This window comes from Mesorhizobium sp. B2-4-19 (assembly GCF_006441315.1).
Classification (GTDB): Bacteria; Pseudomonadota; Alphaproteobacteria; order Rhizobiales; family Rhizobiaceae; genus Mesorhizobium.
Map to the genome: position 1 here is coordinate 57,696 of NZ_VFUV01000023.1, position 15,643 is coordinate 73,338.

At 60.3% G+C, this 15,643-nt stretch carries 10 protein-coding genes; 7 read left to right on the plus strand and 3 right to left on the minus strand.

Annotation, left to right across the window (positions count from 1 at the left end; all coding sequences use genetic code 11):
* The first annotated feature begins 220 nt into the window (after positions 1-220).
* The 5 genes from FJ546_RS28235 to FJ546_RS28255 all read left to right on the plus strand — a co-directional run bounded on the left by FJ546_RS28235 (position 221) and on the right by FJ546_RS28255 (position 9,218).
* Positions 221-1,444: a glycosyltransferase family 4 protein gene (locus FJ546_RS28235; RefSeq protein WP_140892335.1), complete on the plus strand. Its 1,224-nt coding sequence runs from the start codon at positions 221-223 to the stop codon at positions 1,442-1,444.
* Positions 1,441-2,700: a polymerase gene (locus tag FJ546_RS28240; protein ID WP_140892336.1), complete on the plus strand. Its 1,260-nt coding sequence runs from the start codon at positions 1,441-1,443 to the stop codon at positions 2,698-2,700. Before FJ546_RS28235 ends, FJ546_RS28240 begins: the two co-directional genes overlap by 4 nt.
* 1 nt (position 2,701) lies before the next feature.
* A complete protein-coding gene (gene asnB / locus FJ546_RS28245; protein WP_140892359.1) occupies positions 2,702-4,699 on the plus strand; it encodes an asparagine synthase (glutamine-hydrolyzing) in 1,998 nt (665 codons plus the stop codon).
* Between the two features lies 1 nt (position 4,700).
* The gene (locus FJ546_RS28250; protein ID WP_140892338.1) at positions 4,701-6,905 is read left to right on the plus strand and encodes an exopolysaccharide transport family protein; all 2,205 of its coding nucleotides are present in this window, start codon (positions 4,701-4,703) and stop codon (positions 6,903-6,905) included.
* A 78-nt stretch (positions 6,906-6,983) separates the two neighbouring features.
* Entirely contained in the window at positions 6,984-9,218 is a 2,235-nt protein-coding gene (locus FJ546_RS28255) for a polysaccharide biosynthesis C-terminal domain-containing protein (RefSeq protein WP_140892340.1), read from the plus strand.
* A 291-nt stretch (positions 9,219-9,509) separates the two neighbouring features.
* On the opposite strand, the gene FJ546_RS28260 is transcribed toward FJ546_RS28255, so the two are convergent.
* Both FJ546_RS28260 and FJ546_RS28265 read right to left on the minus strand, forming a co-directional pair.
* Entirely contained in the window at positions 9,510-10,571 is a 1,062-nt protein-coding gene (locus tag FJ546_RS28260) for an NAD-dependent epimerase (protein WP_140892360.1), read from the minus strand.
* 258 nt (positions 10,572-10,829) lie between these two features.
* Positions 10,830-11,507 carry a helix-turn-helix transcriptional regulator gene (locus tag FJ546_RS28265; protein ID WP_140892341.1) on the minus strand — a complete coding sequence of 226 codons (678 nt, stop codon included), beginning with the start codon at positions 11,505-11,507 and terminating at the stop codon, positions 10,830-10,832.
* 289 nt (positions 11,508-11,796) lie between these two features.
* On the opposite strand from FJ546_RS28265, the gene FJ546_RS28270 reads away from it, so the two are divergent.
* Positions 11,797-13,539, plus strand: a complete 1,743-nt coding sequence (locus FJ546_RS28270) for a PAS domain S-box protein (RefSeq protein ID WP_140892343.1) — start codon at positions 11,797-11,799, stop codon at positions 13,537-13,539.
* 70 nt (positions 13,540-13,609) lie between these two features.
* On the opposite strand, the gene FJ546_RS28275 is transcribed toward FJ546_RS28270, so the two are convergent.
* On the minus strand, positions 13,610-14,287 hold the full coding sequence (locus FJ546_RS28275) for a response regulator transcription factor (protein WP_140892344.1): 678 nt from the start codon (positions 14,285-14,287) through the stop codon (positions 13,610-13,612).
* 623 nt (positions 14,288-14,910) lie between these two features.
* Here FJ546_RS28275 and FJ546_RS28280 point away from each other — a divergent pair.
* Positions 14,911-15,633 carry a sugar phosphate nucleotidyltransferase gene (locus tag FJ546_RS28280; protein WP_019860119.1) on the plus strand — a complete coding sequence of 241 codons (723 nt, stop codon included), beginning with the start codon at positions 14,911-14,913 and terminating at the stop codon, positions 15,631-15,633.
* Positions 15,634-15,643 lie beyond the last annotated feature (10 nt).

The following is a 15,643-nucleotide window of genomic DNA, read 5'->3' on the forward strand; positions in this document are numbered from 1 at the left end:
GAGTTCCCGCTCAACTCATCGATCCGACGGCGCTTGCGCTGCATCACCGCATCGCCCAATTCCTTGCTTCATTCAAACAGACGAGGACAACGCGCAAGCCTGCTCCTAGCGTGAGGCTGGGTGTTGTGCGTACTGGGGCGATGACGCCGGGCCGTGAAAACGATCACAGGGCCAGCGGTTTTGCGCGATGGGGATTCTGCCGGCATCCAGGAGGGACAGGATGAGTCCGCATCTGGTTTGCATAGGAGGCGAGGATCACCGGCTTAGAATTCCGTTCCTTCTGGCGCTGCGTGAACGGGGCTTTCGGGTCACTGCCGTCTCGAGCGATGCCGGAGACGCCTTTTCACCTCACGGCATTCCGCATCGCCGGTTTGGGTTCGACCGCTTTGCCAGTGGCGGTGGAGAATGGGGCGCTGTCAGCGCGATCCGTAAATTGATGTCCGAATTGCGTCCGGACATTGTTCAAAGTTTCGACACCAAGCCCAACCTCCTGACGCCTCTGGCCGTGCGCGGGCAGCTTCCGGTCATTCGCACCATCAATGGGCTTGGTTGGACATTCTCATCACGGGAGCCACGGGCGCTGGCGCTGCGTCCGGTCTTTTGTGGCCTTCAGGGGCTGGCGTCACTTTGGACAGCCATGACGGTCTTCCAGAATCGTGACGATCAGGCCTTCTTCAACCGCTATCGGCTGGTGGGTCGCGGCAAAGGGCGACTGATCCGGAGTTCTGGCATCGACCCGAATGCATTTTCGACAGCAAGGTACCGTGGCCCTTCGGCCGCCGCTATGCGCGAGGAGCTTGGGCTTCAGTCGGCCGAAATCGTAATCTTTGTCGGTCGGCTGACTCGCCAGAAAGGGATTCCGACCCTGATCAAGGCGGTTCCCCGCGTTCTCTCCAAGAGGCCCAATGCGCGTTTCGTGCTTGTCGGTCCGCAGGACTCTGAAGGTCCGTTCGCGGTCAGCAGGTCCGATATCGAGCAATATGCTCCTTACGTCGTCGCCCTGGGGCCAAGGCGGGACGTTCCAGCTCTCCTTGGCATGGCGGATCTGTTCGCATTTCCAACACAGTATCGCGAGGGTATTCCGCGCGTCCTGCTGGAAGCGGGTTTGTCCGGGTTGCCAATCGTCGCCACGAGAATGCCCGGCTGCAATGACGTGGTTGAAGATGGCTGGAATGGCTATCTTGTCGCGCCGCGCGATGCCGATGGCCTGGCGTCCAGAATAATCGATCTTCTGTCCGACCGCGCCCGTGGCAGGATCATGGGCAGCCGTTCCGTCGGCCTCGTGCGGGAGCGCTTTTCGCTCTCGTGGGTCGTCGACCAGTATTGCGATCTGTACAAGACTGTCCTCGGTGGCAAATACCGCGGCAGTCTTGCTCGGCCCGCGCCCGTGATCTCGAGGGAAGAGGGTGCGCCGGCCCCCCGACTGGGTGAGGCGCGGCAATGATCCGTGATGTGATCCTGGCCTTCGGAATCGCAATGTCTTACGCGGTGCAGCTCAGCATCCCCGGGCTGCCGTTCGGCTACAGCGAACTGTTCCTTACGCTTTGGATATTGCTGTCGATCACCCGCATCCTTGCCGGCGGCCGACTGGAGGTTACGCCGGCCCTCACCAAACTTGCATGTTTCTGGATGATCCTGACGCTTGCCCTGGGCGTGGGTTCCATCATCGGCTTTCTGACGACTACGCTGTTCCTCGATCCGTTGTTGCATGACACGATGGCGTATGTGCTGTTGGCCTGCGTTACCTGCCTGGCCGCCGCGGAACCCAACGCAGCTTCCCGTTTACGCCGCATCGCCTGGTGGATGATCGCTGTCGCGAATGCGGGCTTTGTCGTTCAGGTGGGGCTTGGTTTCGGCTGGATCCATCAGTCTGGCGTCCACCCCTGGTTCTGGGACCGCTTCAGCGGTTGGTCCGACAATCCGAACCAGCTTGCGCTCTACTGCGCGCTCCTCGGTCCATTGGCCCTGCATCTTGCCACAACCACCAGCAATCCATGGGGAAGATGTCTCGGGCTGTCCAGCCTGATCCTCACCTTCTATGTCGGAAGGCTGACAAAGAGCGATACCTATCTCTATACGACGATCCTGGCCTGCCTGATCCTTCTTGGGCTGAGGATTCGGGCATGGCTCACTAGCGACGGCGGCAAGGTCGGCCTTTCGCGGCAACTTGCTCTCCTGTTCACCATTGGATTCCTTCCATTGGCGGTCTCCATCACGCCTTACGCCCTCAGCGAGGCCGCCAATGCCGAAAACTTCGCCAAGAGCCTCACCAAGGACAAGGGCGGGGAAGCAACCGCGGAAACCGCGGCACTTCGCCTCCAGCTTTGGGACGAGGCATTGGACAAGGGAGCAAGATCCGGATCGCTGGGTCTCGGACCAGGCCCGCACCTTGATCGTCCCTCCGTCGTCGATCAGCAGTTTCTGCCGCGGCCTTTCGAGGCCCATAGCACGATCCTCGATCTCTACACTCAGGGGGGCCTGATTTCAGTCCTGGCCTTGCTGTGGATCCTCGGCTCAGCCGCCTTGTCCGCCTGGGGTGCGAGACAGGACACGCTCGTGGCGCTCGTGGCATCGATCGCTGTCTTCAGTGCTCCGCACCTGATCATCCGCCATCCGATCGTGTGGTTCTGTCTGACCCTCTGCCTTGCCGCCGGAACGCCGCAGGCGGTCCCCGCGATCGTTCGCCAGAGGAGATATTAGAATGTGTGGGATCGCCGGAATTCTCTTGGCGCCCGATGCAGCCAATACCAACGCGCTCAGGGCGATCGGGCCGATGATGATGGCCCTTCGTCATCGCGGGCCCGATGGCGAGGCATTCTGGATGAGCCGTGAAGCCGGGATCGCCTTCGGGCACCGGCGTCTGGCCATCGTCGACCTGTCGGAGGCGGGTCGCCAGCCGATGCACTCCGCGAGCGGACGGTATGTCATTACCTTCAATGGCGAAATATACAATTTTCGCGATCTGCGCCGCGAACTGGAAGGGGCGGGCCACCATTTCCGTGGCACCAGCGACACGGAAGTGATGCTGTGCGCGATCGAGAGCTGGGGCCTCGAGGCGGCACTTGCGCGCTTCGCCGGCATGTTCGCTTTCGGGCTATGGGATCTGAAGAACCGGATTCTCCACCTCGTCCGCGACCGAATGGGCAAAAAGCCGCTCTATGTCGCTTCGACACGTGAAGCGCTTGTCTTCGCCTCGGAGCTGAAGGCGATCACCTGTTTCCCGGGGTTCGTCCCGGAACTCGATGTCGATGCGGCGGCGACGATGCTTTCGAAAGGGTGGGTGCCGGATGACCGTTGCATCTGGCAGGGCGTGTTCAAGCTGCCGCCCGGTTCAGTCCTGTCGGTGACGGCGGCGGATTTCGCCAATGCCCGCGGCACCAGCTCGCTTGCGCATCGCATTCGCCGCTGGTGGTCGCTGGAAGATGTCGCCTGCAAGGCGCAGCGGGATCCGATCGCCGGCAGCGACGAGGACCTTACGACCGAACTCGACAGCCTGCTTCGCCTTGCCGTCAACGAACGAATGGTTGCCGATGTGCCGCTTGGCGCCTTTCTGTCGGGTGGAATTGACAGCTCGACGGTCGTCGCCCTGATGCAGGCGCAGTCCCCGAAGCCCGTTCGCACGTTCACCATAGCGTTCGGCGAGAGCGGGTTCGACGAGGCGCCTCATGCGGCTGCGGTTGCGCGGCATCTGGGCACCGATCACACGGAACTTCATCTTTCACCGGCCGCGGCGCTTGAGGTCATTCCGGAACTGCCGAGGATCTGGGACGAGCCGTTTGCCGACGAGTCGCAGATACCGACGCTGCTGGTGTCGCGCCTCGCCCGGCGACACGTCACCGTGGCTCTGTCGGGCGATGGCGGCGACGAGTGCTTCGCAGGCTATTCTCGACATTTCCTGGCAACCCGCCTCAGAAGGCAGCATGAGCTGCCATCATCATTTCGGCGGATGTTGGCGGCGGGGGCAGGATTGCTGGCCCAGGCCTCCCAGAAAGACATCTTCGGCAACCTGCCGCTTTCGGCGAACATGCGGCACGGATTGCGCGGTGACCGGTTGAACCGCCTCGCCCGCCTGTTCGGGGCGGCAAATGAGGACCAACTGCTTCAGCGGCTGACGGAATCTTCGACCAACAAGCTTCTTCATCACAAGCCAGCGGCATCCAATGCCAGCGCGACACAGTTCGACGACCTGCTGTCGCGCCTGCTGTTCGACGACATGACCGGCTATCTCCCCGGCGACATCCTCGTGAAGCTCGATCGCGCCACCATGGCCAACAGCCTCGAAGGACGATGCCCGATCCTGGACCATCGCGTCGTTGAATTCGCCTGGCGCCTGCCAACCGATGCCAAGGTCCGGAGTGGCAAGGGCAAATGGATACTGCGCCAGCTCCTTGATCGTTATGTGCCGCGCCGACTGGTCGATCGGCCCAAGCAGGGTTTCGACGTTCCGGTCGGAGGCTGGCTGAGAGGACCCCTGCGCGATTGGGCAGCGGATATCATCGCCACGACACGCCTGTCCGGAGACGGGGTCATCGACTGTGCCAAGGTCGATGCATGTTGGCGCGATCATCTGCATGGAAACCAGGATCATTTCCGTGACTTGTGGCCGCTGCTGATGTTCCAGGCATGGCGCAACGAAGCCATGCGGCCATCGGCGCCGGCAACGCGCGCTTCTTATGATATCGAACTGACAGGGGATTGAAATGGAAGGTTCCATAGCCAGCCGCGCCAGGCTTCCGCGTGCTACGCAGATGGCCGTCGCTACGCTCGACACCAATCCGCGGATGAGGCGACCGCCGCGCGAGCCCATGCAACCGCCGTCTCCCTTCCATCAGCTCGTCGTTACCCTGGCGACGAGAAAATGGCTCTTGCTTGCCGTCGCCCTTCTGGGCGGCATACTGGCCGGCCTCGCGGGCCTTGCTCGTCCGGTGCTGTTCGAGGCGGCGACCCAGATTATCATCGACGCCCCGAGCACCGGCACTTCGAACGCTACGGCGACCGCTCAAGACTCGCTGGATTCGAGCATCGATGACCATCTGACGATGCTCTCGTCGCAAGCCCACTTGCGTCGAGTTCTGACGGCACTGCGTCAACCGCAGGCAGCCGACGCCGCCGGAAAAATCGGCATCAGTGCCGTCCCGCCCACCGCAGGCTCGTTCGTGAGCGATCTGCTGAGCCGGGTCTGGTCGAAGGATAAGCCGGCGGCGGAAAATCCGGAGGCTGCGGATGCCGCCGCGCTGAAGACGCTTCGGAGCGGAATGAGGGTCGGACAAGAGCTGCGCTCGCGCGTCATCACCATCGGCTTCACCGATACCAGTCCGGCGCGTGCCGCGCTTGTCGCGAACACATTCGCTCAGGTGTATATCGAGGATCTCGTACAGAAACGGCGTGCATCGGATCAGCGCGAACTGGAATCGCTGGTCGCCAGCCTGCCGCAAGTACAAAGGGACCTGGTCGACGCGACCGATCGGCTGGAGACGTACCGGCTGACGCATGGCGCCGTTGATCAAAGCGCGGCCAACAACGCAGCCAATGAGACAGCGGAGCTTGGCCGACAGATTTTCTTGTCGAAAGCCAATCTCTCCGCCTCGGAATCGCGCCTTCGCCATATCGAGGACCTGCGAAAGGCGGGCGCCCCTGTATCGGCCATCGCTGAAGAAATCGGATCGCCTGTGTTGGCCGACCTCATGGCACGTCAGTCGGGTGCCGCTGCGGACGGCGATCCGGGCACAGCGATCAACCGTGAGATAGAGCAGGGCATCGCGCGCATCGCCGCCGAGGCAAACGTCTACCGCGCCCAGGTTGCGGCTCTCGAGGATCGCAAGAGAGTGCTCGACGCGGCCGTGGCCGACACTGCGAGCCAGCTTTCCGGCTTGCGTGCCCTTGAGCCGCAGGTCACCATCGTGACACAGCACTACAACGAACTCCTTAGCCGGCAGCAGGACTTGATTCGGCGCATCGCCGCTCCCTCGCCAGGTGTAGCGGTCCTGTCGACGGCATGGCCGCCGTCAAATCCCAGCACCCTGTCGAGAATTTTCCTGATTCCACCCGGCATGATCGTATTTGGTCTGATGGCGGCGGTCTTCGTCCTGGTCCGTAACATGTTCAACCAGACCTTGCGCAGCGAAGCTGAAGCCGAAGCCGAGCTTGGGATCCCGTGCGTAGGACTGCTTCCCAAGGTTTCGGGACTCCATGCCAGGCAACTGCGGCATCTGGTTCTGGGCCAGCAGAACTCGCCATTCAGTCGCGCGGCGACATCCCTTCTGGTCACTGCGGCGCCAACTCAGGGAAGGGGGCAGCCGCCGCACATCATCCTCGTGACGTCCAGCATCCTGGACGATGGCAAGACAGAGTTGGCGTGGAGCCTGGCGCTGGCGGCAACGCGATTGGGAGGAAGGGTGCTTTTCCTCGACCTCGACCGCAAGGACGCGCGCCTCACGAACGAGTTTCGTGGCGAATTCGGCATCACCAAGGCTCACAACTCCTTTGGGGACTATGTGAGTGAACGCTGCGTGCTCCAGGATGCGATCACAAAAATGCCAGAAATCGGCATCGATCTCATGGCCGCTCCAGCACCTTCGGATGATCTGCTGACGCTTCTGTCCACGGTCGACAAATCCCAGTTCACCGAAGAACTTCTCTCGGTCTACGACGTCGTCATCATCAACGGGCCGCTGGGACTCGGCGGCCCCGAAACCAGGCTCCTGAAGCGCTGGGCCGATGCAGTGCTTTTTGCCGTTCGCTGGGCCAAGACGAGGCGCGGCATCGCCCGTGGCGTTCTGGAGCCGCTCCGGGCCGGTGGATCCGTCACCGTTCCAGTCGGGAGTGTGCTCACCCAAGTGAATTTAAAGAGGTACGCCGGCTCCAGGCTCGAGGACAACGCCGACCTGCTGTTGGAGAGGGTTTGATGATGACCGTCGTCTGCGTTCTTCAAAAAAAATGCCACTGGGAACCAACTGCGTTCCAGCAATCGGGTCTGCCCCAGAATGATCATTGAATTTTTCGGACCGCCAGGATCCGGCAAAACAACATTTGCGCATGCGCTCGCCCAGCAGTTGCGCGCGAAAGGCTATCACGCCAAGGTCGCTCTCAGCTATCAGCCCAGCACCAGGGCCGGAAGCTTCGACCTTGGGATCGTTCTGTTTGTCTCCAGAATAGCATCGGCGATATTCTCGACTGCAGGAATATTTCTATCGTCGATCGGGCGACTGGACGATATTTCAACTTCGGTGTCGATGGTGAAGTTGATACCGCCAAGGAAACGAATATGGCGCGCCCGGATCTGGCGATATATCTTGCATCTTTCGCGTTGCTGGAGCGCCGCGAAGCAATCGCCCGAAATTGTCATATTCGATCAAGGATACGTTCAAGCGATTGGATCGCTGGCGATGTTCAATGGGGGCACCGGCCGCGAAGCGCTCGAAAAGGCCCTCAGTCTCGCGCCGCCGGCCGATCTCACCGTCAGGCTGGTGGTGCCATCTGCAGTCGTGGAAGACCGCCTCCGACATCGGATGGAGCACGAGCCGCCGGCGGAGCGGATTTTCGAGGCCGACTTGGACGTGAATATGCGCGCCTTTGGCGTGTTCGAATCGATAAACGATCTCCTCGCGATTTCTGGCCGAACTGTCGTTTCCGTCGAGAACGCCGACAGTCAATCTGGGCTCAAAAGTATTTGTAAGGTCGAGAAGCAAATCATTTCCGCGCTTTCACGAATGGATAAAGGATTCGCAAATCGAGACCAGAAAGAAAGCGCACCACTTGCGCCTGCTGCGGCAATCGATAGTCGCGTGTCTCGCAAGTCTCCGGGTCATCCCGCCGGTGCTCTTCCAATGGCCACACCCCGGCGAAATAAGGACGTCGGCTCGCGGCTCGCGAGGGCGAGCGTCTTTGCCCTCTTGATCTACATCGGAGGTGCTGGACTGACCAGCCTTGCGCAGCTGGCCATTGCGCGCCTCATCGGGCCTCACGACTATGGGATCTATGCCTACGTTCTAGCCTGGACCTCCGTGCTCGCCTATCTGGCAACACTTGGTTTCAATGTGTCCCTGTTGCGTTTTGTGCCCGCCTATAGAGCCAACGGCAGGCTTGATCTGGCGCGAGGGGTGATAAGATTCGCCCTGCGGAGATCGCTGCTCGCGGCGACACTGTTCGGGATGGCGGGTGCTGCCTTGGTCCTCGTCTTTTCAGAGCAGGCGCAACCGGATCATACGCAAAGAGGACTTGAGATAAGCACCATGCTTGGCATGGCGGCCATACCCTTGATTACCGCTTATGCCATTGGCGCTACGCTTGTGCGTGCTTTCGGCGGCGTCGTTTCGGCATTGTTGCCGGAGCGCATCGTGCGAGACGGGCTGCTGTTGGTATTGGTGGCGATCATGGCCAAGTCCGGATTGTGGGCGGTGCACGCGCCGCAGGTGATGCTGGCGGTGCTGACAAGTTCCGCCATCACTGTTGGGCTGGTGTTCATCACCGCCAGGAAGTTTGAACCAGCTGGCCTGCGGCAGGCTCAGCCCGCTTACGAACCGAGGGGATGGTGGCTTGCCGTCCCCCCGCTCATGCTCATCACCGGCCTCGATGTTTTCGTCAGTCGTGCCGGCGTCCTGGTGTTGGGCTGGTCCGACCATATCCGTGAGGCCGGTATTTTCGCCCTGGCGTTGAACGTGGCGATGCTAGTGGGGCTTTCCCGCATCGCTGTCGCTACCATGTTTTCGCCAACAGCGGCCGATCTGCACGCCAGAGGCGATCATAAAGGCCTGCAGCAGCTGTTCGCGCGGGCCACCTTGCTGTCTGCGGGCGGCGCCATCGCGGTGGCCGTCCCAATGATGATGATCGCCGAGCCGTTCTTGAGCTTCTTCGGGGAGGGCTTTGCTGCGGGAGCGCCAATCGCGCGGGTGCTCATTTTGGGCTATGTTTTCGTTGCGCTGTGCGGGCCTCAGCAGAATCTGCTGGCGATGACCGGAAACGAATGGGCCGCGGCAACGACCATGATCGCCGGTGCGGCCGCCAACGTCATAGCCTGTGCCGTGGGCGTCGAGATATACGGCCCAATTGGCGCGGCTGTCGGTGTCGCGCTTGCCCTGGCCATCTGGAACGTTGCCATGGCCGTCTATATCGGCAAGCGACTGAAGATCCTGCCTGGCTTGGTGTCTGCCCTGCTTTCGATCAGGCCAAGCGCGATTGGCGGCCAACAATGGAACTGGTTATTGAAGGCCGGCAAATGAAGTGGCCGATCCATTGATGATGTGCCTCACGACAGCGCCGGCGTATCGATCGGCGTGCGACCGCTAGCCCTATGCCTCCAACATGGTTGAAGGAACAGGTCGGCGGCGGCCGCAAGAGGCATTGATGGTCACCCGCCTCGCGACACCATCGCGCCCGCCGACGCGGCTTTTGCATCCTGTGGTCCGTATGCGTTATTTGAAGGAGCATTGGTGGGAGCCGCGCCGCGTCAGCTATAGGTCGGGTGACCGAACCGGCGCTGTGCTCGCCGTCCGACCTCCCGTGGCCTCGCCCTATGCCTGAATGGACGCTTGCCGTTCTCGGCCGACGGGGCTTGCATGGAAATCCCGGTACCATTCCACGAAACGTTGCACGCCGTCCTCCAGTGCCGTCGCCGGTGCGAAGCCGACAGCGCGGCGGAGGTCGCTGACGTCGGCGCGGGTTTTCAGGACGTCACCTGGAGGTAAAGGCACGTTGACGCGAAGGGCGCGGCGGCCAAGGGCAGTTTCGATGATCGCGATCAGACGGTTGATTTCTTCGGGCCGGTCATTGCCGATATTGTAGATCCGATATGGCGCCGAACTGGTGGCGGGGTCAGCCGCGCGGCTGTCCCAGTCCGGATCCGGGCGAGGCGGCGCGGCGAGCACGCGAACCACCCCCTCTACGATGTCGTCGATATAGGTGAAATCTCGCCACACGCGGCCGGCATTGGCAATCTCGATCGTTCGCCCCTCGGCGATGGCATGGGTGAACGTATAGACTGCCATGTCAGGCCTACCCCAGGGACCATAGACGGTGAAGAAGCGCAATCCTGTCACCGGCAAGCCGAACAGGTGGCTGTAGGAATGCGCCATGCATTCGTTTGCGCTTTTGGTCGCGGCATAGAAGCTGACCGGATGACTGGCGCCATGGTGCTCGGAAAACGGCATGCTTCGATTGGCGCCGTAAACGGAACTCGACGAGGCATAAACGAGATGGCTGACGCTGGCGTGCCGGCAGCCCTCCAGAACATTGAGAAACGCGACTACATTCGACTGCACATAGGCACGCGGGTCGGCGAGCGAATAACGCACCCCGGCCTGGGCGGCGAGGTGCACGAAGTGCGATGGCTGGAAGTCGGAAAACAGCGCCTTCACCTGCGCCTGGTCCGCTAGGTCCATCCGCATGGCAGTGAACCTCGGCTCGGCACAGAGCTGCGCAAATCGCGCCTCCTTTAGCCTGACGTCGTAGTAGGGCGTGAAATTGTCGACGCCGATAACGACAAGGCCGCGCCGCAAAAGCCGTAACGCGACATGAAACCCGATGAATCCGGCGGCACCTGTGACGACGATAGGTCCCGCGCGTGCAAGTTTCAGGACAGCACCATCCGACCGCGTACGAGCGGCATCAGCCAGCTTGTGGACCGTCGAATTTGGTTCGACCATGACAAGTCACTCCAATTATGAGATTGCGCGCTCCGCCCGAGTTCGATAGCGCGTGGTCAGGCTGGAGGTAGCACCGCGAGCTTTGCAATCTGCGCAACCGCGGCCGCAGAATTTGCAGCCGCGTTGCCATGGCACATATCTCGGTCTGCTGAGTTCGAGCGGGTCCTGACGCCCGCCGAAATCGCTATTTCACGGCAGGACCGAAATGCGTCCCAGAAGAGCAACCAGTTCAGCCTGACGCCTTGTTTCGGTCTTGGCGAACAGCGAGGCAAGCTGGGAGCGGATCGTCGTGCGGCTGAGATGCCAGCTGCGAGCAATCTCCAGGGGCGCATCGCCTTGCGCCAGGCGCAACGCCAGCTGCGTTTCCGCGCTGGTCAAACCGAACATCCTTTGCAAGGTCTGAGGGTTGGCCGCCGATGTGTTCTCCCGGTCCAGCAATGCGACGATGCTTGTCCCGTCGGGTGTGACGACGCCCGCCTCATTCAGGATCACCGGCCTGTCGCCTCTGCTGCGGATGACCACCCATGAGAGTGATCCCGGCTGGAAATGGACCGGAACATTCGCGACCAGCCGCCTTAGCCCTGCGGACAGCTCGACGGCCGTGTCAGCCGCTTCGCCCTGGCGCTCAAGCGTGTCCTGCGCTGCTGCGTTCCACTCGATTACTTTCCTGTCGCGGTCCAGCACGAGATAGCCGCAGCCCATGCGCTCAAGCATGCCGGTTATGGATTCCAAACTGCGTCGCTGCGGCCCGCCAGGTCTGGCGTCTGGCCGATCCGAAAGATGTATCGGACGTGCGTGACGAGTATCTTTCAATACAATGTATTGGCTGACTGCAACGGTTTCGTTGCGCCTCTCAATCAGTGTCATCGCTTCTACCCCAACCATAGTTGCTACCGACCCAAGTAAATTTTGTGTGATTTACTTGCTTTGAATTCCGCCTGCTGGCGGAAATGCGCTCCCTCGACTCGAATTTCGACACAATCGTAGAAATCTGCGGAAGGTTTTTCCGCAGCGTTCCTTGAATATGGCTTCCTGAAGAACCCTGCCGACACTGATTCTATTCGCAAGCAAAGGCATGGCAATCGGGCAGTGGTATTAGGCTGCCCCCTAGCGGCCTAGTCTCGACGAGCTAGACATAAGGTTGTAGTCTGGGCGCATGGGTTCGTATCTGCGCTGGCTCAAATCGAACGTGTCAAGCACCCCGTCGGCTCATGTGGCTTCGCTATTGGTGCTTGCAGGATCGATAATACTCGAAGCGATAAGTACGATATATGTCGGCCAGGGTGCGACGTTTATTGCGTTTATCCCCGTAATTATTGTTATCGTGTACCTCGAAGGGCGGTTGGTTGCCATCGCCGCAACGCTTCTCATGGCCGTCGCCGGCTTGTGGATGCGACGCGTCCTGAACGCTCAACTCTCAGCTGAAGATTGGACGAGCGCCATCTTCCTTGTGGTCTCGGGTGGCCTGATCGCATCCGTGTTCCATCGCCTGCGACAGGATTTGCGCGGGGCGCTCGAGGTTGCGGAGGCGAGGCTCGCTGCCATCGATGCAGCCGAGAGCCGCTATCGTTGGGCCTTCGAGCGCGCTGCCTTGGGTTTTGCAAATGCCAATCGACGCGGCGAACTGTTGCAATCGAACAGACGTTTTTTTGAGATGACCGGCTATGGAGAAAAGGAACTTGCCCAGCTGAAGCTGGAAGGGCTCGTTCTTCCCGACGATCGAGATGCCGTGCGGGCCTTGTTGAAGGATCTGGATAATGGCGCCGCGTCGTCCGCTGCCGATATTCGCGTGTTGCGCAAGGACGGCAAGGCATTCTGGGCCCGTCTTGCCCTGTCCTCGTCGCGGCCTGACGAGGCATCCACCGAAAGGGTGTTCGTGGTGGTCGACGATATTTCCGAGCGACGAGCCGCACGCGAGGCCCTCCGGGCTCAGAAGGAATGGCTCGATCTCGCTCTGTCTGCCGGACGCCTGGGCACGTGGCGAATAGATATCAAGGAGGGGACAGTCGCGGGCTCCGGCAAATTCTGGGACATTCTCGGCCTGCCCTCCAAGCCCGTCCGCCCCTTGGAAGAACTCTCGGCCGTGGTCCATCCGGCCGACTGGCCGAAATTGGCTGCCTCGGCAAAACCCTCGCAGGTAGTGAACTACGACGTCGAGATTCGTGTCCGGCGGATGGATGGGCACATACGCTGGGTTGCTCTGCGCGGACGGCAGGAAGAACATGGCGACCGCGCAATGCGCATCGGGGTGGCGGCCGATCTGACCGAACGTCGACAGACCACGCTTCTTCGCGCCGCCGTAAAGAAGCACGAGCGCATCATGCTCGAAGACCGCCATCGGTTCAGCAATTTGTTCCCGGTGATCACGGCCCTGGTAAAAATGATCAATGTTCCTGAGAACGACGTTGCCAAATACAAGGAGATGCTGATCGATCGGATCAGAACGCTGGAAGCGACGCATCTCATCCTGTCTCGTCATAAGAGCCTGTCGGGGATGCTCCACGATCTCGTGGCTCAGGAGTTGCAGCCCTTCAAGGAGACGCGGGACATAACGATCACTGGGCCCTCACTCACAGTGCCAAGCGGCGTCGCAGAGAGCTTTGCGATGATCCTTCACGAACTGACGACAAACTCCGTGAAACACGGCGCGTTGGGTGACTCACAAGGCAAGGTCGGAGTTAAGTGGCAATACGCATCCGACGGCGCAGGGGACGATCTGGTTTTCGATTGGGTGGAATCGGGAGGTCGCAAGAACTCAAACGTCGTGCGCCACGGGTTCGGGTCCATGATAATCGGCGTGGACGGCACGCCGCTTGTCGGGCATTCGCCGAAATTGGAAATATTGGAATATGGACTGCGATATTCGTTGCGGTTATCGCGGAAGGAAATTGAGCTGTAGTGCCTGCCGCTCCGCGCCTTCTATCCCATACATGTCGGCCCGAACCGCGTCCCGCTTCGGGAGGCAAACATCAGTTCATATTTCTCGACATCCACGTTTGCAGCAAAACGGCTGCTTCAGTCCGGTTTCGCACCCCGAGCTCGCGAAGGATGGCGGCGGCATGGATTTTCGTTGTCGCTTCGGCAATATCCAGATTGCGGGCGATCTCCTTGTTCGAGTACCCTTCCGCCATCAGCTTGAGGACGTCCCTTTGCCTCGATGTCAGTCTGCCAAGATCGCTTGAGCCCATGCGCTGACGGATTGGATTTTTCGCCGAGGGGAGGGCGGCATAGGCTCTCTGGTCGGCAGACGTTCGAGACAAGAGTGATGGTACATAGATCCGGCCGGCAAGGATCTCATTTACCGCCAAAACGACTTCTTCGTCTTTCTGCGATTTGACGATGTAACCGTGAAGCCCGATCGAAAGAGCGGTCAGGATCTCCGAGCGGGAATCGTCCCCGGAAACGATCGCAAAGCGTGTGTGAGGATACGCAGAGAGAACGTCGCTGAGCACCTCCTGGTTAACCAGCCCGGGCATGTTCAGGTCGAGGATCGCAAGATCGATGGATGCCTGCTCCTCCAGAAGATTGACCACAGCATCGAAACACGCGGCCTCGAATATTTCGGCGTTTGGAATTCCAGCCAAAAGTGCAAGCCGAAGGCCGCGCCGATACAAGCCGTGATCGTCGGCGATGACGATCCGATACATTGAACTACCCCAACGCGTTACCCGGTTCCCGGCGAAGACACCCGCTGGAACCTCCCAGTCCTCTGTGATGGTCGGAACCGCGGTGAGTCCAAAAGTCGTAGCCAACCGCTGGTCATCACATCACTGTGATGACCGCAGCGTCCCAATCCACGCACATCACACATGGCTAATATAGTACTAATTTGTGAGAGCCGTCGTTATTTTTTTTAACGCTGGCGTCCCGTGCCTGCCTGCCGAGCGATATCGAGTGCCCGTCTCCAATGTTCGGTGTGCGACAAGGCGTTTTGATGGCCGCACCTGCCTTCACCGAGGGTGCGCAGGACGGTTCCGGCACTTGGCGGATCGCTGCTTTTTGATCGCAGGACTCGTTCGGCTTCATTGATCTCATGGCCAGGTCCAGATGCTTGGGGCCGTCCTTGATCTCGCGGTTATCTAATACCGGAAACGCGTTGGATCGGTACCATTCGAATGCACGACGACAGCCGCCCCGGCTGTCAAATACCCTTCAAGTATGATGTTCGGATTGCCGCCGAGGGTCGAGCCGGATTTGACGGAATGCCAGGTCCGAATGAGCTCGAACACGAAATGCCCGGACACAGGCAACTGCAAATCAGGAGGATCGGATGAAAGCGGTGATTCAATGTGGTGGGATGGGTACGCGCCTTCGGCCCTTCACGTCGGTCCTACCGAAACCCTTGATGCCGATAGGAGCCAGGCCTGTTCTTGAGCTGCTTCTGAAGTGGCTGCGGCGCAACGGCATCGAGGAGGTCTATATCACGACCGGCTATCTCGGGCACTTGATCCGCAGCGTCTGCGGCGACGGATCGCAATGGAATCTGAAGATCAAATACACGCAGGAAATGGAGCCATTGGGCACCATTGGGCCTCTTTCTCTGATCAGGGATGAACTGAATGACACCTTTGTCGTTCTCAACGGCGATGTTCTTACCGACCTGAGCCTCAGCCGGTTTGTGGCGGCGCACCGCATGCATAAGGATCCGGTTACGATCGCTACGGCCTGCCGCCTCATCAAGATGGATTTTGGCGTCATCGACGAGGTCGACAATGCCGTTCAGCTCTTCCGGGAAAAGCCGACGCTTTCCCACCTCGTCAGCATGGGGATTTACTGCATGAACCCGGATGTCCTGCGGTTCATTCCTTCCGGTATCCCATTCGGGTTCGATGACCTGATGCTGCAGATGATGCAGGGCGGCACGACCGTACATGTGTACAAGCATGACGGTCTCTGGCTCGATATCGGTCGCGTCGACGACTTCCAGAATGCGCAGGCGATTGCCTGGGAAGAGCAGTCGACCTCGATCGAGGTCGCGGCCGCGGCCGCATGAAAATCCGGAT